Genomic DNA, 24,625 nt, shown 5'->3' with positions numbered 1-24,625 from the left:
TTGTTTGGCTTCATCCCGTTTGGCGCAGTTCTTTAACGAGATTTCATCCTTAAAATGATCAAAGAACGACTCCTGCGGTGCGGTATCCCAGCAGTTCCCTCGTCTGGACATCGATTGACCAAGCCCCATACGTTTCACTGTCTTCTGAAAATCTGGATGAGTGTAGTGAGTTCCTGTTCTCCTTGTTCCTGGTAACTTGCTCTCCGTTGGTCGGCTGCGGCGTTAATCCGGGTCATGTCGATGATCTGAACATCGAATCCACAAGACTCAAAAGTTTCTCTGGGCAGCTGTCCTTGTTGATTCGATGCAATAAAGATTTGTTTGAATTCGTCCGTATACGCTATTCCCTTGGTCGATACAGATTTCACATAGAGGTTTACAGAAAGTTGCTCTACTTCGCTAAATCCTTTGCTCATTCTGAGCAATCTCGTATTCAAAGAATTTTATGTGATTGATTTTAGTTTCTTTAGGATCAGTCCTTTAATTAGCTTCATGAGGTTAAAAAATTTGAAATGTATAACTACTAAATTTCGATATAAATGTATATGAATCTCCAAATAAACTTATTATATCTAAATATTTTTAAATATATCTATTAAATCTATTTACTTCCATAAATACATATGGTAATATTGCCCATATAAGTAATTGGTACTTAAGAACCAATTGGAACACTATTATCATATTGAACAATGAATACCCTGCTGAGCAGGATGAGTTATGAAAGGAGGTGAAAACTATGAAATTGAAAAATCAAATGGAAAATACTAATGCAGCTACATATAATCCAGTAGGAAGTGTGCTATCTGAATTGACAGACACTGAGATGGATACAGTGGCTGGTGGTGCTCAGGCACAAGGCTTTACAGATGGTAATTGTGTTAAGAGCATTACGGCTGATTGTACCCCAGGATGGACATGGGTATGTTAATAAACAGCTGAAATTTAAATGTTATTGCAATCATTGGGCTAGTTGATACACGGTAGTAACAGAATGATAATGCAGTTAGGTTTGACATGGATTTTATAAGGAGGGCATTCTGCTGATATTATCGGAGCATTATAAATGATGCTGCCGAGGATACAGCTAGAAATGCCCTCTTATCCATGTAGGTATATCAATTATCTGTTTCTTCTAAATTATCGAAAGGTTGTTATTATACATTGATAAATACTAGTGAAAAGATAAAATATTGGGCAAAATTTTTCTATGATAAAGAAGAATATTTGGAAAAAAGTCTCAAAGAAGTGTCAAATTTAGAAGTCGATACTATTTCAAATATAAAAAAAATTGACTCATCATGGGAATTGAAATGGGAAAATTTGTTGCTAATTGACTCAATGGATGAATATATTCCCGCTACTCCGCCTGAATTTTGGGGATTTACTGAACGTTTCCTCTTACTTGCTATCAATAAATTGGAAGAAAACATCAGTGATTCAGATTCTCGTATTTTACATACAAGTAGTTCTTTTTTTAAAAGGCTACTTTCTTCTTTATTCGAAAGAATCATGGATTGCAGTTACAAAACTTTAATATTGGAATTGAATGTATTAAGTAATCAGGGACTTTTGAGAGGAGAAACTCCAGAACAGAGGTACCAGTACTTTGAAAATTTGCTACATGATAAAGAGTATTTAAGACAATTGGCCAATGAATACCCAGTGTTAATACGTTCATTGCTTCGTATAACTGAAAAATGGACAGCCCATGTTAGTGAAGTGTTAGATAGGTTCAAGGCTGACTATCCAAAAATTGTTTCACATATGCCTGATGTCAACCAGTTCGGTAAGCTTGTCCAGTTACATATTGGGGCAGGTGATACTCATGATGGACGAAGTGTAACGATTCTAGAGTTTACAACAGGAGGCAAATTAGTATATAAACCTCGTTCATTAAGAGTTGATAAAGAATATTACAAAATTTTGTCTTGGATGCAGCATTTTGGCGTTCCTCACACAAAAATGATAAAAAATTTAGATTGTGGAAGTTATGGCTGGACAGAGTTTGTAGAGCATTCTGAGTGCAATTCCACTGAGGAAATTAGTGGATTTTACAAAAACATGGGCGTAAATTTGGCTATAATGTATATGTTTAACGCCACAGACTTCCATTATGAGAATATTATTGCGCATGGATCTAGCCCTGTTGTAATTGATCTAGAATCCTTATTTCATAGACATATAAGTACGAAGAAATTTGAACATAACGCCAGTGGCCATGCATATGAAATTATATCTCATTCTGTGATGTCTTCTGGCATGTTACCACAGTACATTTTTAAGTCAGATACGTACTCCGGTATAGACATCAGTGGTATTTTCGGACACGGTGGAAAAAAAGTACCAAATGTACTGAATCTCACTCACAGAGGGACAGACCGAATGAGGTTAGAAAAAGGGGAGGGAGAATCTAGTAAGACCTATAATCTTCCATATTATAATAATGAAGTTGTAGATAGTTATCGTTATATTGACGACATTGAACAAGGTTTTGCTCAAGCTTACAGGATTATGATGGAAAACAAGCACAGACTGAAAGAAATGATCCGAGAGTTTGATGATGTTAGAGTTAGAGTAATCGTGCGAGATACTAGAGCGTATGGTGAATTAATGCGTACCCTATACCATCCTGACTTATTACGAGATGAATTAGATCGTAAAGTTGTTTTGCATCGATTATGGTTACAATGCTTAGCCGATCCTAAACATTTAAAATTTGTTTCCCACGAGATGCGTGATATTGAAGACGGGGATATCCCTATCTTTTACACTTCTCCGTCCGAAAGAGATGCTTGGTCATCTAATAATGAACGAATCCCTCAGTTATTTGAACAATCAGGTATAGAGGTTGTAATAAACAAAATCGATAAAATGGGCGAGAAGGACCTAAAAGAACAGTTACAGTTATTAAATATGTCTGTTTTGTCATCTAAGCCTGATCTTTATACTTATTGTTTTCCTGAAATTCAATTTATAAAATCAAACGACGTGTTAGGGTCTAATTGGAAAGACGAGTATGTCCAATTAGCTATTTCAATTGGAGAAAGTTTAGTTCAATCAGCAGTTATATCTTCAAGTCCAGCAGCTGATGATATAACATGGATTGGCTTAGTAGCCAATAGTGAGGATGAAAGAAAACTGAGACTCGTTCCTGTAGGAAATGATCTTTATAATGGGAATGGCGGAATTGCTTTATTTTTGGGTTATTTATCTGAACTAACTACAAATAACAATTATAAAGATATGGCCCGAAAAGCTTTGCAGCCGTTGATTGAAATTATGAGAAATACGTATCAATCAAATGATGTATCGTTAAACGTTGGGGTATTTGAAGTTGGTAGCATTGGTGGTGGCGTATTTACTACCTATCAATTATCACGCTTATGGAATGATGAAGATTTACTACAAACTGTTAAAGAATTTCTTCCTTATTACTGTAACCTCATTGATAAAGATACCTCATTCGATTATATCGGTGGTGCAGCTGGAGCTATTGATGTGCTTTTACATGTATATCATGGAACCGGATGGAAACAGGCGCTACAAGGTGCAGAGAAATGCGCTGAACATTTGCTTCAGAATGCTCAAACCTTGCCAGATGGTAGTATGATTTGGTTGACAACACCAAATAGTAAGCCTTATGTAGGGTATTCCCATGGCGTATCTGGAATTATTGCTTCATTATCATCGTTATATAGGGTCACTCAACATAAAAAGTACATTGAATATATTGAAAAAGGTTTACAGTATGAGCGTGCAAACTATAGTGCTGAATTGAAAAATTGGATTACTCCTAATGATACCGCAAGGGTAACATGGTGTCATGGTGCACCGGGTATATTATTATCTCGACTACGATTGTTGGAAAATGGATATTGGGATGCACATATTGATCAAGAGATTAATATTGCGCTTGAAACAACTCTTAAATTAGGCTTTGGGACAGAACCTGTCTATTGTCATGGTGATTTTGGACAATTGGAAATATTACTTTATGCTAATTCAGTTTTGGAGCGTAATGAGGATACTATCAATATAGTCAGAGCGTATCTGCTCAGACTTCTAAATGATCAACCATGGAATAACACAGGTGTCCATCGTGCATTTGATATTAAAGGATTAATGGGTGGTCTTTCGGGTATTGGATTTGGGCTATTAAAACAGGCATTTCCGGAAAGAGTTCCTAATATTTTAAACCTGGAAAATGATAAATTCTTCCCTTCCATCTCAAGGCTAACTGTGTGATCTTAAATCAAAGTAGAAGGGAGAGAATGTAATGGCTCGTCGGCGTGTACCCTATGTCGAGCAGATGCATCAGTCAGAGTGTGGACTTTGTTGCCTTGCAATGATATCTGCATACCATAAGAAAGAGATTTCATTATCTCGCCTACGTGAACGGGCAGACGTTGGACGAGATGGTACAACGCTGTTGCAACTAAAGAAAATTGCTGTGAGCTTAGGCTATGATGTAAAAGCTTATCGCATTGAACATATTGATCAATTTCAATTACAGCAAGTTTCTTTACCAGCCATTCTGCATTGGAACCAAGGTCATTTTGTAGTTTTGGAAAAGATAGATAATAATTATGCCCGTATTGTTGACCCACGTTTTGGGAGAATTAAGCTGTCATTAAAGAATTTCAGCGAGCAATTTTCTGGATTTTTAATGACAGTGGGGTTAACCGAACAAATCGACATTGAGAAAAGCCCAAATATTTGGTTAGATGTTTTAGTCCATGTAAAAGCGCATAAAAATCTGTTTGTATATGTTTTTCTTATTACACTAGCTTTGCAATTCATAGTTATAGGTATGCCTTTATTCATGAAGCATGTTATTGATGAAGTTATGATCCCTAAAAAATCCAGTTTATCTATAATGATTTTTATATCTGTAGTCAGTTTTCTACTTGCTTACATGATAATTACATTCGTGCGCAGTCGTGTTTTGGTTCGATTACACAATGCTTTGGACTATGAGATGCAGACACGCTTTTTTTCACATTTATTGAAGTTACCTTTTCCGTTCTTCTTACTGCGCTCGTATGGGGACATGCTTTTTCGAATGAATAGCTTGGTCACAATTCGAAATCAGCTGTCAGGCGCTCTGATTACAGGTATATTGGATAGCTTCATGTTATTTGTATTGTCTGGTTATATGTTGTTCATATCTCCATTGCTTGCGATGATTGTATTTTTGCTTGTGAGTATAAATATTTTGTTAGTAATTTTCACTAAACAATATGTAGCCGAGATTAATCAGCAACAAGTGGTGGCTACGACAGAAGTACAAGCAGTGCAGACAGAGATGCTGTACGGTATTATGGGTGTGAAAATATCAGGGACAGAACAACAAGTATATTCCCAATGGCTTAATAAATTCAAACATTTATTGCAAGTATACCGCCGTAAGGAAAATCTGAATAGCTACATTACAACAATTAGCAATGGATTGCAATTTATGTCACCACTCGTTGTGCTAAGTATCGGCGTTATGTTAATTACAGGGGAATACAGTTCTATGACTGTTGGTATGGTTGTCTCATTTCAAGCGATTGCGACTCTTCTTTTTACTACATCATCAAGCCTCATGAATACGATAAATTCATATATTCTTACGACTACTATTTTGAAACGAATTCATGACGTGTTGGAAGCTCCACCTGAGCAGAATGAAGGTAAACTGCAATTAAAAGTACTAGGTGACATCAGACTATCACATGTTAGCTATTCCTATTCAAAGTATAGTCCGATCGTTATAAATGACATTTCATTACACATCAAATTAGGACAGAAGATAGCCATTATTGGACAATCTGGCTCTGGAAAATCAACTTTAGCTCATTTGATAATTGGGTTATTTGCCCCGATATCCGGTGAGGTATACTATGATGGTTATGGAACATCGGATTTGGACATGCAATACGTACGTAAACAGATGGGGATAGTGCCGCAGGATATATCATTATTCAATCGTAGTGTTTTTGATAATATTGTCATGCACCAGGATGGTGTAACTATGAATGAAGTAGTGCGGGCAGCAAAAGCAGCAAATATTCACGATGAAATTATGTCGATGCCGATGCAATATCAGACAGTTTTAGCTGAAATGGGTAGAAATATTTCAGGAGGACAACGACAAAGAATCGCCTTAGCCAAGGCAATTTTAAATAACCCATCAATACTTGTATTAGATGAAGCAACGAGTGCATTGGATCATATAACTGAGGCTCGAGTAGATGCATATTTATCAAGTATTAAATGCACACGAATTGTGATTGCCCATCGGTTATCGACCGTTATGAACAGTGACATGATTATTGTCTTGGAGAATGGAAGGGTTTGTGATGTAGGAAATCACAATCAGTTGTTACATACTTCAAGCTATTATCAATATTACTATCAAGAAATGAGTTCATAACTGTTTTTATATGGCGGGTTTTCAATCAAGTAGATGTGAGGATCTCATGGACTTATTCTCCTGTGTGAATGTAGTTGTTTGTGACTTTATTCTACACGGATTAGACCATGGGCTCTTTTTATTTTCTAGATAAGATGCTGTAAAGTATATTACAATCTGTAATATAAAGGATTTTCTTGTTGAATTAAACAAAATTGAGTTGCACAGATACATTGAGGAGGGAGACATTTGAAAACGATATTATCGGTAAAACACCTAACGAAAGAAATTAAGGGCAAGTTGATTGTACAAGACATATCGTTTGATGTGGCAGCAGGGGAGATTATCGGACTACTTGGTGCCAATGGAGCGGGCAAGACAACCACGATGAAGATGATGGTTGGTCTAAGCAAAGTAAGTGCCGGGGACATTCATATCGCAGGTTATAGCATTAAGACTAATTTCTCTAAAGCCCTCCCTAATGTGGGGGCCGTGATTGAAGCCCCTGCATTCTATCCATATTTAAGCGGATATGAAAATCTACGCCAATATCAGCGGTTGCACAGAAATGCAAGTAAAGAGTGGCTGTCAGAGGTGGCTAGCCTGGTCGGGATAGAATATGCGCTTAAGCAGCGAGTAGGCACATACTCCATGGGAATGAAGCAAAGACTGGGTATAGCACAAGCACTACTACGTAAGCCAAAGTTGCTAGTTTTGGATGAGCCAATGAATGCACTCGATCCTGCTGGTGTGCGGGAAACACGAAACTACTTAAATCGAATAGCTGCCGACTTGGGAGTAGCAATTGTAATCTCTAGCCATCAACTATCAGAGATCGAGCAGATGGCGCGCAGAGTGATCATTATACAGCATGGTCGTTTAGTGACAGAACAGCAAATTGGTAAGGGTATAAATGATGACATCTTCTGTATTACTCTTCATATTGATAACATTGAGCGAACAAGAGAAGTTATGGCCAACTTGTATAGGCATGATCAAAATGCATTGGAATATAAGCAATTGGATAAATTATCCAACCACCTGTATACTATTACAATAGCTATTGATGAAGGTCAAGTTCCAAAGCTCATCCGAACATTATGTGATGCTAATGTGAACGTTCATCGGGTGTTCCAGGCACATACCAGTTTAGAGGATAAGTTTTTAGAATGGACAACTGTGCAAGATGGGGGTGAGTTAAGTTGATATGGAATGAATGTTTGAAGATAGTGAATAAAAAAGTCTTTATTTTTTCACACCTTGGTTTTATTGTGATGACGTTACTGTTGTCTTCGTCGTACATCAGTGGTCTTGAGGCTGATGTTACAGTGGCTCAAATGGTAGGTTCTTTGCTTAGTTTATCGGGAATGCTTGTTATTTTACCTTGGGCGATAGTTATGTCCCCTCTTATTTGGACGGATGAGTATCATTATGGTACTCTGAAACAGCTATTTCTGCATACTTCTTCGCGCTTACGGTTGTATTTTGCCAAAATTGTTGCGATGATCTTGCTCATCAGTTCGGGTGTTTTTAGTATATTCCTGATTTCTTTGGTATTAAATCTCTTAGCAGTTCCACAAAACATTCAATGGGGGGACATGACAGTTGTTATATACATTATCGGAGCTCTCGTATTGCAATGCTGCCTATATGCAAGCTTAGCGTCATTTATAGGCGTATGGACGAGATCAGCTGCTTTCGGGGTAGGCGGAAGCTTAGTGTTATACTTTTTTCAGTTAATATTTGAAAATAGCCTTTTATCCATATCATGGACGCACATTCTATTCATTCATCACGATGATTTAAGTGTCTACTGGAGCACATCACAACATAAATCAGAATTAGTTGGCTTACCTATATCGTTAATGATAGACATCATCTATATTATATTTTTCTTTGCAATTGGATTATGGTTCTTCGTTAAGGAGAGAGGGGCAGAATAAATATCATTCGGAGCTTAAGGGCTGTAGGATGACTTGAAGCCTTGTGGCTATGATAGCCAACATAACTAGGCTTTTTTTTGTACTTTACGCTGAAAGGAACAATCATTCGGCAAAATAAAGGGATCAAAATCATAAATCCACTTATTAAAGACTCGTAAAAAAAGCAGTAGCCAATCTAGGAACCAAGAAGTTCTAGACCTGCTACCGCTTTTTATTGTGCGCTACAAACCACTAAAGATAATACCTGCTTATTTCTCCTTGGTTGGTTTGGCCTGAATAACAAGAAGAAATACCATATAATTGGCTTTGTGCTGCGTTCCTTAGTGTACGGAAATCGGTGAGTTTACTGGATTTAATTACACAGTGTACGTTTTGCGCATTTTTGTTTAAGACCAGATACATAGCAATTGTTTCGACATATCGTAACAAACCTGGTACTGGCGGGAATTTACATACTACCAGACTTACGTTGGACAGGTAATACGCGCTGTTCCATTTTTTCATATAAAGCCAGAAACCGCCTGATAATCCCAAGCTTTGGTGCCAACCAATAGATGAACAAAGCTGAAATGATGCCAATCAACGCTCCCACTGCGATATCTATTGGATAATGAACTCCAACCCAAACGCGGGAGACAGCACCACAACAAGCAAGCGCCAGCCAGAGCCACCCACCCTTTCTCCGGACAAGCCAGAAGGAGACAGAGATGGAAAAAAACAAAATCGTATGATCGCTCGGAAAAGAATTATCTATATCATGGTTTAGGAGTTTGTTGACATTTGGCAATACCGCGAACGGCTGATAATGCTCATAAAACTTGCCTACCAATTTACCGATGATCTCTGCCAGAACAAAAGCAAGCCCTGCCTGGATAACCATCATCCGATTCCGGCTGCTGCGGGTGAACCAATAAACAAGCATTGTTAACGCTAGTACATACAGCATATATTCCGCCACAAATACAGCAGCTGGATTCAGAAAAGTAAACTGTTTGCCCAGATCATTAATCGTCCGGAACATATCAATATCCCATTGAAACAAAATCCCACCTCCACCTGAATTTCCAACTTACAATGGAGAACTCCAACCAGCCTACCTCAGTGATTATCCATTTTTTTGAAGTAGGCAATTGTTGCCACTAGTCCTAACGGCAGCAGCATAAAGAGACACATAGGAGTAGAACGAAGGGTATGCAGGAACTCCGCAATCAAATGCACGACTGACTATGGAAAAATCGCTTTATAGTCATAGTTTGCGATACTATATTCGCCATCTCAAACACAACTGTAAAAATAATGGTTTACACGCAGTTAGTTTTTTTGCGCATGTTGTAATAAACATCGTCGGGGCCGACAATAGAAACAGCTAACTTCACCCAACATAATACCGATTCTTAGCTGTTAGATGACGCCACATGACGTAATCCCGAAAAACAGGAATATCAACATTACGATAATACGTTTACAGGACGTCCTCTATCGGCAATCTGCTATACTCTTCTGTCTCTTTGCATGAACAGGTCGTACAAATCGTCCCCTTGTAACCGTTCTTTAATACGAGATTATCCGGTTCCACCGGACCGAAGCTGCCGCAAATAGCCGCTGCGGATAACTAGGAAGTACACGATTTGAATGATCGCGAATGCACTCAACACGATTATCGACTCTTTGATGAGCGAAAAATTGAACATGCCCTGCAGTGCCGTCAGTGCCACTGCACCGTGAATGAGCGCGATGGCAATCGGCAGGAAGAACAGAATAGCCATCTGGCGAGTGACGATCTTCGACAGCTCACGGCTGGTCAGCCCGAGCTTTATGATTGAAGCGTACTTCGCCTTGTCATCATCCAGATCCGTGTACAGTCGGAAATAGAGGAAGCTGCCGGACGCCACAAAGAATACCACGCCAACGAACAACCCAACGAACATCACTGCGCTATAGCTCTGAAGCAACTGCTTGATGTGGAACGCGAGTGAGAAGAAGCTATCATTCTTGGAGTGGCCAATCTCATTGTTCAGCTGCTGGCCGACTGCTTCTGTCGCCTTCCAGTCACTGACTGCGAACACATAGTAGCCCTCGGACGATTGCGGCTCTGGCAGCTGCTCGTAGCGGTCATCATTCATGACATAGTACTTGTTGTACTTCGACATGTACTCCGACATTAAGAAGGAGGCACTCTGTGTGATCAACAGTGGTTTTCCGCCGCCTTCCACGGCCAGCTCCTGCTCGTCGAAGGATTCGCCTCTTCCGTCTATTGAGTTGTACTGGACGATAGCCGCTTCGTTCGCTCCTAGTTTCAACTTCTGATCCCCGGCGACAACGGCAAATGTGTTGTACATTGACTCGCTGACGATCATCACCGTTTCGTTGCTCTCGGCTCGTTTGTAAGAGCGCAGCTCGGCCTGTAGCTTCGTGAAGGGAATTCCCTCCACGAAAAGTTTATGTTCGATCACATCCACCGCCGAGGCGGCCTGTTCCGGAGAGTTCCCCGCATACGAGATATATTCAAAGGCGAACGGTTTTTCAATCGACTCAGTAAGGATCGTCTTGAACCCGACTAGGGCACCGATTGCTGAGAAAGCGACAGTCGACAGGATCGTCACAAGGAAAAAAGTGCGGGCATTGTCCTTCATCCGATATGCAAGATCGTTGAAAAACAACAAGTTCGTTCGTCGCCAGTATAGCCTCCGGTTGTGCTTCAAGCCGCGGATCGTATATACGCTCAATTGAGTGAACAAAAAGTACGTCCCGACGACGACCGCCACTGTCACTGGCAGCAATGCATACACGACCATCAAGCCTTCGACGACCAGCGACACACCATATCCACAACCGATCAGTGCGAGCGACGCGAGTGACAGCCAGATCGAAGCGCGGGGCTCAGGCCGGGGCTTGGTGGATCCTTTGAGTAGGTCAATCAGCTTGTTGCCACGAAAGAACAGCACCGTGAATAGCGAGATGCCCAGAAAAAGCAGCATGAACGCGGCAAAGGTCAGAACGAGCGCTCGGTACGGCATGTAGAAGGGGAGCTCTTCCTCCATCCCAATCAGCGACTCCGCCGCAAGCAACAATATCTTGGATAGTACCAGCCCGGACGCGACGCCAGTCAGCGTGGCGCCGAAACCAATCACAATATTTTCGATAAATACGAGCCTCCGGAGCTGCATATTGGTGATGCCGAACATGACCAGCAATCCGAACTCTCGGCTGCGCGACTTGATAAAAGCGCTCATTGAATAAAGGACAAAGAAGAATGAGAATAGGTAGATGAGCATCTGCGCCACTAGTAATCCGATCGTTACCGGACTGCCGATTTCTCTCGTTGCCAGCCCCGGATGAAAGGCGAAAACGCCATAGACGAAAAACACCATCACCGCAAATGCGCTGCTGAGAAAATACGCTATGTACAGGCGTTTGTTGCGCATGACGTTATTAAACGCGAATTGTTGAAAGGTCATGCGCATTCCCTCCAAGCAGTGACAGTACATCGATGATTTTTTGGAAGAACGCCTGCTGGCTGTCCCCGCGGTGAATCTCGTTGTAGAGTTCACCGTCCTTGATGAACAGCACACGGTGACAGTAGCTGGCCGCTAGCGCGTCATGCGTGACAAGCAGCATTGTCGCCCCGTCCGCCCGGTTGATCGCCGTCAGCGTCTCCATAACGTCCCGAGATGATTTGGAGTCGAGGTTACCTGTCGGTTCATCAGCCAGCAGCAGCTTCGGCTCGTGAATGATCGCCCGGGCGATGGCCGTTCTCTGCGCCTGTCCGCCAGATACTTCATAGGGCCACTTGTCCAGAATGGAGGCGATCCCAAGCCTGTCAGCGATTCTCTGCGCCTTCTCCTCCATCGTGCGCACCTTCTCACCTTCCAGCGTCAGTGGCAGCACGATATTTTCTAAAATTGTCAGTGTGTTAAGCAGATTGTAGTCTTGAAAAATAAATCCAAGCTGTTGTCGGCGGAACCGGGCGAGCGCGTTGTGGCCCAATTGGTGTGGGTTCTGGCCGTCGATGAGCACTTCACCGGAAGTCGGATTGTCGATCGTCGCGATCAACTGTAGTAGCGTCGTCTTGCCGCTGCCCGATGGCCCCATAATGCCGACAAACTCGCCCTTCTCGACGCTGAACGATATATCGCCGAGTGCCCGGTGCATGACCTGGCCGCTGTAAATCTTGCCCAGATGAGTTGTTCGCAGAAGTTCCATATCCTCGCTCCTTCATGTAGCTGGTGATTTCTTGTTCTCCACCTCAAGTATACGGCGGGCTCGCCGAGCAAACCAATCGACGAAGATTACATTTAGCTTACATCGATGTAAGCTTGACCGCAGTCAAGAAATAAACCCGCACCCGGGTGCCAACGTCAACGGTAGAATCGATCTCCAGCTCGTGGCCCAGTCGGTTGCAAACTTCTTGTGCCAGATGCAGCCCCATTCCCGTCGACTCCCTGAACTTGCGGCCGCTCTCACCAGTGTAGAACGGCCGAGTCACCCGCTTTAAGTCGGCTAGCGGAATACCGATGCCTTCGTCTGCCACCTCCAGCACCGTCTTCGCGCCTTGCCGCCAGGCGCGAATGGCGACGGTCCGGCCGCAGCCAGCAGAGTATTTGATCGCGTTCGACAGCAATTGGGTCAATACGAACCCGATCCACTTCTCGTCGGTCGGCACCGTCAGTTCATCGTCCATCTGAACTTGAGGGTATAGATTATTGACAATGAACAGCCGCTTGTGTTCATTGACCGTTTTTCGCACAACACGTTTAAGTGGCACATGCGCCGCTTGGAAATCCTCCTCAAACGTCTCCAACCGGGTCGCGTGCAGTACTGTCTCTAGCCCCCACTGGATTCGGTCTGCTTCGTCGCGGATGTCGACCTGCCGCCGGTCGCTCTCGTTTTCGGTCAGCAGGTGGATAACCGAAAGCGGCGTTTTCATCTGGTGGACCCATTGGGTAATGAATGTCGAATGCTCACGGCGGCGCCGCTCCATCTCTGTGATACGAGTCATGTACAGTGCATACTGCGCCTGCAGCAGTTGGTCGACTGCCTGCGCGATGGGGGCACTGTTGCCGGAACCAGCCGCAGACTTATCCAGCTCATTTAGCGGCTCCGCAAGCCGATCGTACATCTTGCGATGGCTGATATAGCGCCAACCAGTATAAACTAGCAAGGTGACCATGCCAAGAAATATCGAATAGAGGGCGGTGTACACGTTGCGATAGCCGTCAAGCCAGTAGATCGCCACAACCAGCGTCAACTGAACAAGATGCATAACAAACATGGGCCAATGCTCACGGATTAGTAGCTTCATTTGGGTTCACCCAATTCGTCCGTTTCCAGCACTAGCTTGTATCCGGACCCGCGCACCGTCTCGATACTGCCCGCAACCGCGATCTCCTGAAGTTTCTTGCGGGCACGCGCGATGTTCACGTTCAGTGTGTTCTCGTCCACGAACTGCTGGTCGTCCCACAGCCTATCCAGCAGTGCTTCGCGGGTAACGACCAGCGGGTAGCGTAGAAGCAGCAGGTCCAGCAGATCCGCCTCCTTGCGCGCCAATGCGACAGTCGCGCCCCGCCACTTCAGCTCCAGCCGCTCCGGATAGAGGGCGAGCCCGCCTTGCTCGACCATTTTCTCCCGCGCATCCCCCGCATATTCACCGTACACCCGCCGCAACTGGCTGCGCACCTTGGCAATGACCAACTCATGGTGAAACGGCTTGGTCATATAGTCATCGGCTCCGTACTCCAGCGCCATTACCTGATCCATATCGCCTGAGCGGGCGCTGATGAAGATGATCGGACAGGTAGACACTTTGCGGATCTGCCGGCACCAGTAATACCCGTCGTAACTCGGCAGATTGACATCCAGCAGTACAAGATGGGGCTCGTAATGCTGAAACTGCGCCATTATATCTTCAAAATCGTCCGCGTACTGCGCTGTTAAGTTGTACTTTTCCAGACAAGCCTGTAAAAGCGAAGCCAAATTCGGATCGTCCTCCACAATCCATATGCGATACATTGCAACTCTCCTCCTCTGCGTCATCGTGTCCATAAGAAGCACAGTTTGTTTGCTCCACTTGCCCCTAGCGCGGCATACCCGCTCGCAGCCGAGGTAGTGAATGGGGCGACTGTCTCTATATTAACATAAACATAATTGCTGATAATCGTTACAAGCCCATCAAATCTAAGGATAGGAGAACGAACAACATTCGCTATAATGGATATAATTTACTGACGTTAACCTTAAGGATTTGGAAGGCGAGGCAGCTAAAATTCAGCAGATCGTAATAAATGGTGAAACGAAAACCTTCAAATGGGGCAATGTAGCAAATCCCTCCTTTTATCCTCAAATATCGGTCGTTGATTTAGATGCAGATGGGGAAGATGAAGTTGTCATTGTTCTGATCCAAGGCACAGGGAGTGGAGTACATGATTCGAAAGTGCGTATGCTTAGAACAGACTTTATAGAAATATCGGCTTTGATGTGAATCCACGTCAAAAAACCTCCAACTCTCGTACATAATGAGAGTTGGAGGTTTTGCCCTACTTATTTTTGCTGTAAATCAACCCTGAATCATGTGGACAACTTCAATTTAGAAATCGAAGTTGTCCGGGTCAGGTCCAACACGTACATCTTCGTTCAGAGCACTGATCTGATCCATCTCTTCATTTGAAAGTTCAAAGTCGAAGATGGAGGAATTCTCAATAATCCGGTTTTCCTTGGTGGACTTCGGAATAGTAATGACTCCATTTTGCAGATCCCAACGCAGGATGACTTGTGCAACCGATTTGCCTTTGTCTGAAGCAATCGCCGTAAGCACTGGGTTGTCCAACAGTTGACCTTGCATTAGAGGAGACCAAGCTTCAAGCTGGATACCATGCTTCTCACAGAAAGCTTTAAGCTCAACCTGAGTCAGGCGAGGGTGGTATTCCACCTGATTGACCATCGGTTTCACTTTGGCATCCTGCATCAGGTCTTCGAGATGATGAATCTGGAAGTTGCTTACACCAATAGCTTTAATGCGACCAGCCGCGTACAGTTCCTCGATTGCTTTCCAGGCTGCTTTGTATTTGCCTGCCTTAGGCCAGTGAATCAGATACAGGTCAAGGTATTCCAGTCCCAGTTTGTTCAATGTGGTATCAAAAGCGGCAAGTGTCTCTTCATATCCGAGGTCTGCATTCCATACTTTAGATGTAACAAACAGTTCTTCGCGTTTCAGGTTATTTTCTTGCAAAGCTTCTGCAATCGCTTGGCCAACACCAGCTTCATTGCCGTATATTGCAGCAGTATCAATGCTGCGGTATCCATGTTTAATCGCATTTTTCACGGCTTCAATCAGTTCAGATCCTTCTTCTACCTTAAATACACCAAGTCCGAACCAAGGCATAGAAACACCGTTATGCAGAGTTACTGTGGATTGTAAATGTTGTGCGGTTTGAGCTGTTGTCATGAGATTTCCTCCTTAAAGTGTGTAAAAATCAGTCATATTAAGCTGAATATTTGTTGTTTTATCATACAAAATTAAATCATAGTAGATCAAATTGGGTTCAACGTATTATAGTATAATAAAATACCATATGAAACCGGTTCCCCTCGAAGGCTGGAACTGATATATATAAGAGTGAGACCCATAGTCGGAATGGAAATTAGAACGAAGCTTTCTCCATTTCGACTGATGCATGTTGATCTTTGCTTTCCAGCATTTTAGCCCATGCGGTCAGGATTACAGCTACGAGAACCATCAAGGCACCGACCCATGTCGTGTGAATCAAACCGATGGAATCATTGATCACTCCACCCAAATAGGCACCTATAGCGATCCCTGCATTAAATGCGGCGATGTTAAAGGCTGAGGCTACATCCTTGGCCTGTGGTGCATATCGTTCAGCCAAGGTTACAACGTACATCTGAAGACCAGGCACATTCATGAAGGCGAGCAGGCCCATACCCATAATGGTGAGCAGTGCTGCCAACTTAAACGGGACGGTGAAGTACATCACGCCGAGAATGATGGTCTGAATGATGAACATGTAGAAGAGCGCCTTGAGCGGGTTGCGATTGGCTGCTCTGCCGCCGATGATGTTGCCAATAGCGATGGCGATTCCGTACAACAATAGGATGAACGCTACTGTTTTCTCGGAATATCCGCTAATATCATGCAACAACGGGGACAGATACGTAAAGACAACAAATGTTCCTCCGTACCCAACAGCAGTGATGGCAAAAGCAAGCAGCAAGCGTCCACCTGTAACGAGCTTCAGCTGATCCCGAAATGCCGTCCGTGTTCCTCGCTTCAACGTGGATGGCACGAGTATCAGGTTCCCGATCATCGCAATGATGCCAACCACAACAATCAGGATAAAGGCAGCGCGCCAGCCCCAATGTTGGCCAATGAGTGTACCGAGAGGTACACCGGTTACTGTGGCAATGGTTAGACCGGAGAACATGATGGCAATAGCACTCGCCCTACGGTTGGCAGGCACCAGATCGGCTGCAATCGTGGAGCCTATGGACATGAACACCCCGTGTGCCAGAGCGGACACTACTCGTGCAATGAGTAACATGGTGATGCCCGTCGATAATGCAGCCATCGTGTTACCCGCAATGAAGACAATCATGATGGCAAGCAATAACGTTTTGCGTGATATGGTAGACGTCAGTGAGGTCAGAACAGGAGCCCCAAAGGTAACGCCTAATGCATATAAAGTAACGGTCAGTCCCGCTGTAGTTACGGAAATGCCCAGGTCATCTGCAATAAGGGGCAGTAGCCCAACGCTGATAAACTCTGTGGTACCGATCGCGAATGCACTAATGGCCAGTGCTAGCAGTGCCCACGTGCTGCGTTTTGAATCCTGTAACATTTCTTGCTCAACTCCCCAGAATGTAGATTTACGTACCGGCAAATGCTATTATGAGTTATTCGGTATAGATTGAATAGTACGTACTTTTTAGTACCCTACGTACTTTTTGGTGCCTATACAGCATGCGACGGATGTAATCCAATTCATCAGGGAGGAAGCAAGTTATGGTAAGAAAAAAATATAACATCTCGGTTGAAGCGACCTTAGAAGTGATCGGTGGCAAGTGGAAATGCGTCATTCTCTGTCATCTGACACATGGGAAGAGACGAACCAGTGATCTCAAACGTATTATGCCCGCAATCACACAGAAAATGTTAACACAGCAGCTGAGAGAACTTGAAAACGACGGAATCGTAAACCGAATCGTATATAATCAGGTCCCTCCCAAAGTAGAATACGAATTGAGTGATTACGGGAGAAGTCTTGAACCGATTCTCAATGCACTCTGTAATTGGGGAGATCAACATATTGTGAAGGAATACGGAGACAAATCAGCAGTTCTGGAAGATAATGGACTCAATGATTTTAACTCTGACAATAGGGAGCTGGTGCAACCGTGAACTATGAGATTTTATATGATGGTGCTTTTGCGATGCTCAAGGTACATTTGCAGCGGGGAGAGCGGTTCAAGGCTGAGAGTGGTGCGATGGTATCCATGACGCCTACGGTTGAACTGAAGGGTTCAGCAGAAGGTGGAATGTTTGCCGGGTTCGGTCGGATGCTGAGCGGGGAGAAGTTTTTCTTTCAGGAACTGACGGCTGCGGGCGGGTCGGCAGAGATTCTGCTCTCACCTTCAAGCATGGGCGATGTAGAAGCTGTTGAATTGGACGGTTCCTATTCACTCTATGTGCAGAAAGACGGATTTCTGGCGGGAACCGAGGGCATTCAGGTGAATACCAAAATGCAAAACCTGAAGAAAGGTCTCTTTTCGGGAGAAGGTTTCTTCATTATTGAGATCAGCGGACGTGGAACCGTATTTCTGTCTTCCTATGGTGCCATCCATGCGATTAATCTGGCAGCAGGTGAAGAAATGATCGTGGATAACGCCCATTTGGTGGCATGGCCTCATTATGTAGATTACCGTATTGAGAAAGCTTCACAGGGCTGGTTATCCAGTGTTACAAGTGGAGAAGGACTGGTATGTCGGTTCCGGGGAGAAGGAACCATTCTTATACAGAGCCGCAATCCGCAAGGATTCGGACAATGGGTGAAGCAGTTTATTCCTGCCCGCTAATTATTTTTTTGAGAAAGAACACACAGAATTGCAACGGATATGTTTCCATCATCGTTATATGAATAATGGATTTACTTCATTGACTGACGGGTATATATTCTGTTGCATAAGGTCGCACATCATGGAGGTATGAGATGACAAGCTCACGGTATAAAAACGCACAAGAAAGTCCGGGATATCTGTTATGGCAGGTTACAGCCATGTGGCAAAAGGAAGTACGCAGGGTGCTGGAGCCCCTCGAACTGACACAACCTCAATTTGTATTATTGCACGCCTGTTTGTGGCTCAATGAACACGATGAGGAAGGCAAAGGAGTTACTCAGGTCCAAATTGCTCATTTTGCCAAGGTGGATGTTAACGTAACTTCTCAGGTTCTACGTGCGCTTGAAAAAAGGGGATTAATTACCCGCGCCCGTCATCAGACAGATACGCGTGCCAACATTATCACAACAACGGAAGAAGGAACCCGATTGGCTGTGGAGGGAATCCATCTGGTCGAGGAATCGGACAAGGCATTTTTCGAAACTTTGGATGAACGTAAGGGAGAGTATTTGGAGATCATGCAGGAGTTTCTTCGCCAAAAAACAGAGAGTTGATCCGTAATATATCTTTTTTTAATGTATTAAACTACAGAATGTAGTGGAACTGGGAAATTTTCTAATTATTAATAATTATAGCACCTCTGCAAAATACAAACAGACCTCCTGACTTCATCTTGTCGGGAGGTCTGTTTCGGTTGCTCAATCGATTCGATAGGACGCAAACGGCTCGCGGCGACGGAAAGAGTCACTGATCTGGTCCAGATCGGCCAACAGCTCATCGGGCAGTGACATGTCCAGACTAGCCAGATTATGTTCCAACTGATCGGTGTGTGTAGCGCCAACAATCACTGTGGATACAGCCGGACGTGTCAGCAGCCATGCAAGCGACAGCACACTCGGGGAGCATCCATATGCAGCCGCTTTTGCGCTTACTTGTTCGCTCAGTTGAATATTATGTTCCAGCAAGAAACGGTTGAAAGACGGATCGGTGTCTGCTCTGGAACCAGAAGGCACACGGGTCTGTCCGTTATATTTACCTGTCAGAATACCACCTGCCAACGGGAAGTACGGAATAATACCTACACCCTGATCCAGACACATCGGTACCAGTTCCAACTCGGGCGTACGGTCTGCCAGGGAGTAGCTGGTTTGGGTGGAGATGTAGCGCACATAACCTTTCTGTTCACTGATGCCCAGAGCTTTCATCAGCTCCCAAGCTGCGTAGTTGGAGGCTCCGATGTAACGGACTTTGCCGGAAGTGACCATATCATCCAGTGTGCGCAGTGTCTCATCCAGCGGTGTATGCGGATCAAAAGTATGGATCTGGTACAGATCGACATAATCCGTTTGCAGACGCCGCAGGCTATGTTCCAGCTCTTGTTGCAGATGGTAGCGGGAGGAACCCCGCCCATGAGGACCATCATGCCGGGGTAATCCGGCCTTGGTAGCAAGCACCGCGTTTTCCCGTCGACCTGTGAGAGCCTGTCCAATAATGCGTTCCGATTCCGTGCCTGCGTAGATATTGGCAGTATCGATAAAGTTGATGCCCTGATCCATCGCTGCATGAATAATGCGGGTAGAAGCTGCTTCATCCGCGCGTTTGCCAAATGCATTGGTGCCAAGCCCCAGTGCCGATACACGCAAACCACTATTGCCCAAACGTCGATACTCCATCATTCATCGCTCCCTTTATGTACATTTATGTAATGCAGATTATAACGTAATCTATTGAAAACGTGTTATTAATATAGTTAAATGATTCTAAGAACCCGTTATTAAAGGAGATATGATGGAAAACAGTGCTGCACATTTAACAAGACGGAAGCCGAAGAACCCGAAGAAGAAATGGAAGAAACCATTGATCATCACCCTAAGTGTGCTGCTTGTGTTGGGAGGACTCGGATTTATCTATCAAAAGCAACTCGTCGTGTTTGCCTTTAACATGTTCGCTTCAGCTACGGTGAAGGAAGCCTTGGATGACTCCTTTGTACCAGCTGGCGATAAGGATGCCCCTGTCGTGGAACATACCGACCCATTCTCGCTGTTGCTGCTGGGTATTGACCAACGGGATAACGAACCAAGCCGTTCGGATACCATCATCTATTCCGTCGTGCGTCCAGAAGACAATAAAGTGCTGCTGCTGTCCATTCCACGCGATTCCTATACCGAGATTGTCGGCCGGGATGTGAAGTCGAAGATCAACTCAGCGTATGCCCATGGTGAAGCCAAGATGGCGATGGATACGGTGGAGAATTTGCTGGGGAACAAAGTGGATTTCTATGCCGCGATTAATTTTAACGGGCTCAAGGATATTGTTGATGCGGTGGGTGGTGTGGAACTGCCGATCAAAAAGAACATTGAGAACAAGCTCAAAATTCATGAGAAGCTGTTTGTTGAAGCGAATAAACCGATCTATAACGGCGAAGAAGCGCTTGGATATGTGCGTTACCGGGAAGATTCCGATTTCAATCGGACGATGCGTCACCGGATTTTCTTAAGCGCCTTCATGAATCGTGCGCTGGAAGTCAAAAATCTGACCAAGATCCCGGACGTAATCCAGATTGCCGGATCGAATTTTACAACTAACATGACCTCGGACTTTATCGTGAAATTTGCCGAGTCCTTATATATGAAAGATAGCATACCAACGATCAGCAATTATATGCTGAAGGGTGAGGGTGCAACGCGCAGTGGCACATGGTACTACGATCTGTCGGAGGACGATCTGCAATATGTGCGTGGCATGATCGCCAGTTGGCTGGACCCGGATGCGACTGAGATTATTGAACCCGAGTCAGCGGACCAATCAGAGACGAGTGATGCGGCATAAGCATCCATTCTTGTGCAAAGCTCATATGAATATAAGTCGGGAGAAGCAGTTGCTTCCCGGCTTTTTTGCGTTTGAGATCCTACGGATGAAATATTGAACAGATATATCTAATGTTTAAACCTCTTTTTATGGCATACATATAGTAAAATATAGGGAAAAGATTAAACATCAACCAACGGAGGAAGCTCATGAAGGAGTTTAAGGATCGGCTTCAACAGGTTCAGGAGCAGCAGAAACAGCTGGCGAAGGAGTATCATGCCTTGCTCCAGGAATACCAGTCCGATGACCTGATCGTTCAGAATGAACAGTTACAGGAACAGTATGAAGCCCATAAGCTCAAGCTGCACCAGCTTGAACTTCGCTCGCGCAAGATGGAAGAAGAGAATGCACGTCTTCGCATGGCGTTATCTGAACAGATGCTGGATGAGAAGCTGAATCTGATCCGGGTATCCTGGGAGAAGATGGAGACCTATTTTCAAGGGAAAACAGCAGTACATAATGATCGAATTGCATTCCATGAACATCGAACCAAATCCAATCTAAACGCGCTGTACAACCAGGCGGCACAGGAGTTGCAAGAGGATTCCGATGAGGTAAAGGAGAGGATTGCTTACCTTGCGGCAGAGGTGAATGAGCGTATTGAATCGCACAGACGAGCCGTACGGGATAGAGAAGAGGCTCTGCGTGGGCACATGGAACGTGGATATGAGCATATGGCGGAGGAAGGGTTGAGCGAAGAGACTATTCAACGCCGGATCAAGCAGAATCGCATGGAGATGAAGATTGGACTCAGCTGGATCAACAAAGTAGCCATCTTGCTCCTCATTCTGGGGGTTGGAGCAGCGTTCCAATATTCGTACTCGACCTGGTTTAATGACGAGATGAAGAGCGGAGCCTTTTTCCTGCTCGGTGCACTGATGCTCGCTGGAGGAGAGTGGCTGTTCCGCCGCAAAAGACAGACGTTTGCGATGGGGCTGCTCGGCGGTGGGATATCCGTGTTGTTCGGCTCTGTCTTCTATAGTTACTTTTTACTGCATATTATCGGGTTATATACGGGACTTGCCCTGTCTGTATTGGTATCGGCAATCTCCGTATTATTGTCCTTGAGATACCAGTCGAAGACCATCTGTTCACTAGGTTTGGTGGGTGGATATCTTCCGCTATTCTCCTACATGTTCTCGTTCGGACTCGAAGGTCCGGCTGTCTATGTAGCCATGATCTATCTGCTGCTCTTAAACGGCATTATTGTGTTCATTTCGTTTGGCAAACGGTGGCCAGTGGTGCACTATATCAGTTTCCTGTTCAACACACCATCCATGCTCATCCTATTATGGCTGTCGCCAAGTGAGAAGATTGGCATGTTGTATTCCATTGTGACGTTTGCATTATATCTAGGCATTACGCTGGCATATCCGTTCAAACACCGGATGAAGTTAACCTGGTGGGATTTCGCTCTACTCGCCATGAATACGAGCATTAGTTGTCTGATGTTATACGTATTATTTGATGTGGCGGGTTGGAATGATGCTCAGGGTTTACTGGCGTTGATCTTCTGCGTGGTGTATCTGGGCCTCGCACGATTCGTCCAGCGCCATATGGTTCAGGAGAAACAGACGATTCTGCTCTTTTATGTCACTTCCCTGACCTTTGCCATTCTAATTATTCCGTTCCAATTCGGGGCCAAGTGGTTATCGATGGGTTGGTTAATTGAAGGCGTTCTGCTGGTCACGCTAGGACATCTAAAACGGCTCAAATCGGTGGAACGTGCTGGATGGGGCATTGTGCTTCTATGTCTAATCACTTTTGTGTACTATGATCTGCTGGCGCTATTCTTCATCGGGGAACGTTCTTACTTTATGTTAAAATACTCCAGCATCACGCTGGGAACCTTACTTATTACACTTTATTATGCCTGGGCAGTCCACGGCAACTCATCTTCCAGGGAGAGATTCAATTACAGCGCGCTGGAGCTGGGTTTCCTGAACGGGTTCAAGTATGTAACACTTGCGAATCTGTGGTTATACGTGCTGTATGAGTCGAATGAATTGTATACCAGAGCTGTCGATGGGACGTTCCTGTTATACATGTTCTACAAGTTGCTCATGTTCGCAGCGCTCACCATTGCATTGGCCTATGGACTGAACAAGGTGAAGCTGCTGCGTGATCGATACGTGCAGGTGTATACCACCTTCTTGCATGCTATTGGCTGCTGTATTGCACTGGCCGTAACCTTAACCATGCCAGCGCTTCAGCCGGAAGTTCAGCAGCATACGGCGGCGGAGATTATTGGTTTGCTGGTGCTAATTATCTTTAACGTAGGGGTATTCTTTGCAGGAAGGGATCTGCTGATTGCAGGCATCCGCGGGCAGTTCAAGAGCATTGAATGGTACCCGGTTATCGCAGGGGTGTATCTGCTGGGTGTCATCACCGTCTTCCTGACGATTCAGTTCCAATGGGGCGATGTGGGGCTGATGTTCAGCCTGATCTATCTGCTGCTGGCGATTCTCTATATTGCCTATGGATTCCGTAGAAAATATGTCATGATTCGGCGTCTGGGCCTAGGACTAACGTTGTTCGCTACGGGGAAGATGGTGTTCTATGATGTGGGGATGCTCACCTCGGGCAGCAAAATCTTTGCCTATTTTAGCTTTGGCGTACTACTGCTTGGGATCTCTTACCTGTATCAGAAGGTGTCCAGCCGGATGGAGGAAGTACAGTCCAGAGTGGTAGCGAAGCCTGACGACGAGCCGAATGTGCCTGAGGAAGACCAAGACTAACTTGGATACGAACGATAGAAGTAGCATTTGCGATTATATGGGGAGGGATTCGAAGTGGGATTTGACCTGAAAATCATGCTTTGGCAACTGTTATGGCTTGGTGGCCCTGTAGCTCTTATCGTGTATGCGTGGAGGAAATTCGGCGTGAGAAAGAAGCGGCAATGACGTGAGTGCGGATGGTGGGAATGTCCGCTGTCCACTTCACTTCGCTCTGTGAAATAAGTCGTGTAATATAGATTTTCTGGATTAAAATGAGGCTCCGGGTTGCTGTTACCAGCAATCTGGGGCCTTATTGATATGAGTCTATGGCTTAGCCTAATATGACATTCGTGAAACGTTTTGCGCAGAGATCACGTTATAATAGAGTAGACTTAGGGTTGGATCTTCATTTGTAACCATGAGGTTTCGGCAGCTGAGGTGCCTTTCAGTGGTTCTCCGCCATCATCATTCATACGGGAGAGCACAGTTAATGTCATGGATAGGGCAAAGGCGAGTAACACGTATATGAAAATATTTTTTTTGTTCATAGGAAGGTACCTCTCTTGTTG

21 protein-coding genes and 1 pseudogene are annotated in these 24,625 nt (G+C 44.5%); 11 read left to right on the top strand and 11 right to left on the bottom strand.

Features of this window, described 5'->3' with window-relative positions; all coding sequences use genetic code 11:
- Window positions 1–39: 39 nt before the first annotated feature.
- Together NST33_RS30175 and NST33_RS30170 are read right to left on the bottom strand one after the other, a co-directional pair.
- Window positions 40–174 (bottom strand): annotated as a pseudogene (locus NST33_RS30175) (IS3 family transposase); the annotation flags it as partial.
- Window positions 135–416, bottom strand: a complete 282-nt coding sequence (locus NST33_RS30170) for an HTH domain-containing protein (RefSeq protein ID WP_221820007.1) — start codon at window positions 414–416, stop codon at window positions 135–137. The gene NST33_RS30170 and the pseudogene NST33_RS30175, both read right to left, overlap by 40 nt.
- 323 nt (window positions 417–739) lie before the next feature.
- Between NST33_RS30170 and NST33_RS30165 the strand changes: the two genes are divergently transcribed.
- The 5 genes from NST33_RS30165 (at window position 740) to NST33_RS30145 (ending at window position 8,343) form a co-directional block, all read left to right on the top strand.
- Window positions 740–931, top strand: coding sequence for a hypothetical protein (locus NST33_RS30165; RefSeq protein ID WP_221820006.1), 192 nt, complete (start codon window positions 740–742; stop codon window positions 929–931).
- A gap of 233 nt (window positions 932–1,164) precedes the next feature.
- On the top strand, window positions 1,165–4,248 hold the full coding sequence (locus NST33_RS30160) for a type 2 lanthipeptide synthetase LanM family protein (protein WP_221820005.1): 3,084 nt from the start codon (window positions 1,165–1,167) through the stop codon (window positions 4,246–4,248).
- A gap of 31 nt (window positions 4,249–4,279) precedes the next feature.
- Window positions 4,280–6,421 (top strand): peptidase domain-containing ABC transporter, encoded by a 2,142-nt coding sequence (locus tag NST33_RS30155; protein ID WP_221820004.1) that lies wholly within the window; start codon window positions 4,280–4,282, stop codon window positions 6,419–6,421.
- A 228-nt stretch (window positions 6,422–6,649) separates the two neighbouring features.
- Complete coding sequence (locus NST33_RS30150) at window positions 6,650–7,606, top strand: ABC transporter ATP-binding protein (protein ID WP_221820003.1); 957 nt, start codon at window positions 6,650–6,652, stop codon at window positions 7,604–7,606.
- Complete coding sequence (locus tag NST33_RS30145) at window positions 7,603–8,343, top strand: ABC transporter permease (protein ID WP_221820002.1); 741 nt, start codon at window positions 7,603–7,605, stop codon at window positions 8,341–8,343. The genes NST33_RS30150 and NST33_RS30145 overlap by 4 nt, the downstream gene beginning before the upstream one ends.
- Window positions 8,344–8,791: 448 nt before the next feature.
- Here the strand turns inward: NST33_RS30145 and NST33_RS30140 are convergent, their stop codons facing one another.
- The 5 genes from NST33_RS30140 to NST33_RS30120 all read right to left on the bottom strand — a co-directional run bounded on the left by NST33_RS30140 (window position 8,792) and on the right by NST33_RS30120 (window position 14,352).
- The gene (locus NST33_RS30140; RefSeq protein WP_221820281.1) at window positions 8,792–9,388 is read right to left on the bottom strand and encodes an undecaprenyl-diphosphatase; all 597 of its coding nucleotides are present in this window, start codon (window positions 9,386–9,388) and stop codon (window positions 8,792–8,794) included.
- Window positions 9,389–9,905: 517 nt separating this feature from the next.
- Complete coding sequence (locus tag NST33_RS30135; protein ID WP_339306193.1) at window positions 9,906–11,801, bottom strand: FtsX-like permease family protein; 1,896 nt, start codon at window positions 11,799–11,801, stop codon at window positions 9,906–9,908.
- Entirely contained in the window at window positions 11,776–12,546 is a 771-nt protein-coding gene (locus tag NST33_RS30130) for an ABC transporter ATP-binding protein (RefSeq protein WP_221820000.1), read from the bottom strand. Before NST33_RS30130 ends, NST33_RS30135 begins: the two co-directional genes overlap by 26 nt.
- 97 nt (window positions 12,547–12,643) lie before the next feature.
- Complete coding sequence (locus NST33_RS30125) at window positions 12,644–13,645, bottom strand: sensor histidine kinase (protein ID WP_221819999.1); 1,002 nt, start codon at window positions 13,643–13,645, stop codon at window positions 12,644–12,646.
- On the bottom strand, window positions 13,642–14,352 hold the full coding sequence (locus tag NST33_RS30120; protein WP_221819997.1) for a response regulator transcription factor: 711 nt from the start codon (window positions 14,350–14,352) through the stop codon (window positions 13,642–13,644). Before NST33_RS30120 ends, NST33_RS30125 begins: the two co-directional genes overlap by 4 nt.
- 232 nt (window positions 14,353–14,584) lie before the next feature.
- Here NST33_RS30120 and NST33_RS30115 point away from each other — a divergent pair, with 232 nt between their 5' ends.
- Entirely contained in the window at window positions 14,585–14,821 is a 237-nt protein-coding gene (locus tag NST33_RS30115) for a hypothetical protein (protein WP_221819995.1), read from the top strand.
- Between the two features lie 105 nt (window positions 14,822–14,926).
- Here NST33_RS30115 and NST33_RS30110 read toward each other — a convergent pair whose 3' ends face one another.
- Entirely contained in the window at window positions 14,927–15,784 is an 858-nt protein-coding gene (locus NST33_RS30110; RefSeq protein ID WP_338707330.1) for an aldo/keto reductase, read from the bottom strand.
- A gap of 196 nt (window positions 15,785–15,980) precedes the next feature.
- Window positions 15,981–17,195 (bottom strand): MFS transporter, encoded by a 1,215-nt coding sequence (locus NST33_RS30105; RefSeq protein ID WP_339306190.1) that lies wholly within the window; start codon window positions 17,193–17,195, stop codon window positions 15,981–15,983.
- Between the two features lie 164 nt (window positions 17,196–17,359).
- On the opposite strand from NST33_RS30105, the gene NST33_RS30100 reads away from it, so the two are divergent.
- The 3 genes from NST33_RS30100 (at window position 17,360) to NST33_RS30090 (ending at window position 19,025) form a co-directional block, all read left to right on the top strand.
- Window positions 17,360–17,755: a winged helix-turn-helix transcriptional regulator gene (locus NST33_RS30100; RefSeq protein WP_017691613.1), complete on the top strand. Its 396-nt coding sequence runs from the start codon at window positions 17,360–17,362 to the stop codon at window positions 17,753–17,755.
- The gene (locus NST33_RS30095; RefSeq protein ID WP_017691614.1) at window positions 17,752–18,429 is read left to right on the top strand and encodes a TIGR00266 family protein; all 678 of its coding nucleotides are present in this window, start codon (window positions 17,752–17,754) and stop codon (window positions 18,427–18,429) included. The genes NST33_RS30100 and NST33_RS30095 overlap by 4 nt, the downstream gene beginning before the upstream one ends.
- A gap of 134 nt (window positions 18,430–18,563) precedes the next feature.
- On the top strand, window positions 18,564–19,025 hold the full coding sequence (locus tag NST33_RS30090; protein WP_221819987.1) for a MarR family transcriptional regulator: 462 nt from the start codon (window positions 18,564–18,566) through the stop codon (window positions 19,023–19,025).
- A 144-nt stretch (window positions 19,026–19,169) separates the two neighbouring features.
- Here NST33_RS30090 and NST33_RS30085 read toward each other — a convergent pair whose 3' ends face one another.
- Entirely contained in the window at window positions 19,170–20,144 is a 975-nt protein-coding gene (locus NST33_RS30085; protein ID WP_221820280.1) for an aldo/keto reductase, read from the bottom strand.
- Between the two features lie 112 nt (window positions 20,145–20,256).
- Here NST33_RS30085 and NST33_RS30080 point away from each other — a divergent pair, with 112 nt between their 5' ends.
- Complete coding sequence (locus NST33_RS30080) at window positions 20,257–21,300, top strand: LCP family protein (protein WP_339306188.1); 1,044 nt, start codon at window positions 20,257–20,259, stop codon at window positions 21,298–21,300.
- A gap of 188 nt (window positions 21,301–21,488) precedes the next feature.
- Complete coding sequence (locus tag NST33_RS30075; protein ID WP_339306186.1) at window positions 21,489–24,077, top strand: DUF2339 domain-containing protein; 2,589 nt, start codon at window positions 21,489–21,491, stop codon at window positions 24,075–24,077.
- A 371-nt stretch (window positions 24,078–24,448) separates the two neighbouring features.
- Here the strand turns inward: NST33_RS30075 and NST33_RS30070 are convergent, their stop codons facing one another.
- The gene (locus tag NST33_RS30070) at window positions 24,449–24,604 is read right to left on the bottom strand and encodes a hypothetical protein (protein ID WP_192135259.1); all 156 of its coding nucleotides are present in this window, start codon (window positions 24,602–24,604) and stop codon (window positions 24,449–24,451) included.
- Window positions 24,605–24,625 lie beyond the last annotated feature (21 nt).

Origin of the sequence: Paenibacillus sp. FSL L8-0435 (assembly GCF_037965655.1) — a bacterium.
Classification (GTDB): domain Bacteria; phylum Bacillota; class Bacilli; order Paenibacillales; family Paenibacillaceae; genus Paenibacillus.
This window is presented reverse-complemented; position numbering and strand designations above follow the sequence as displayed.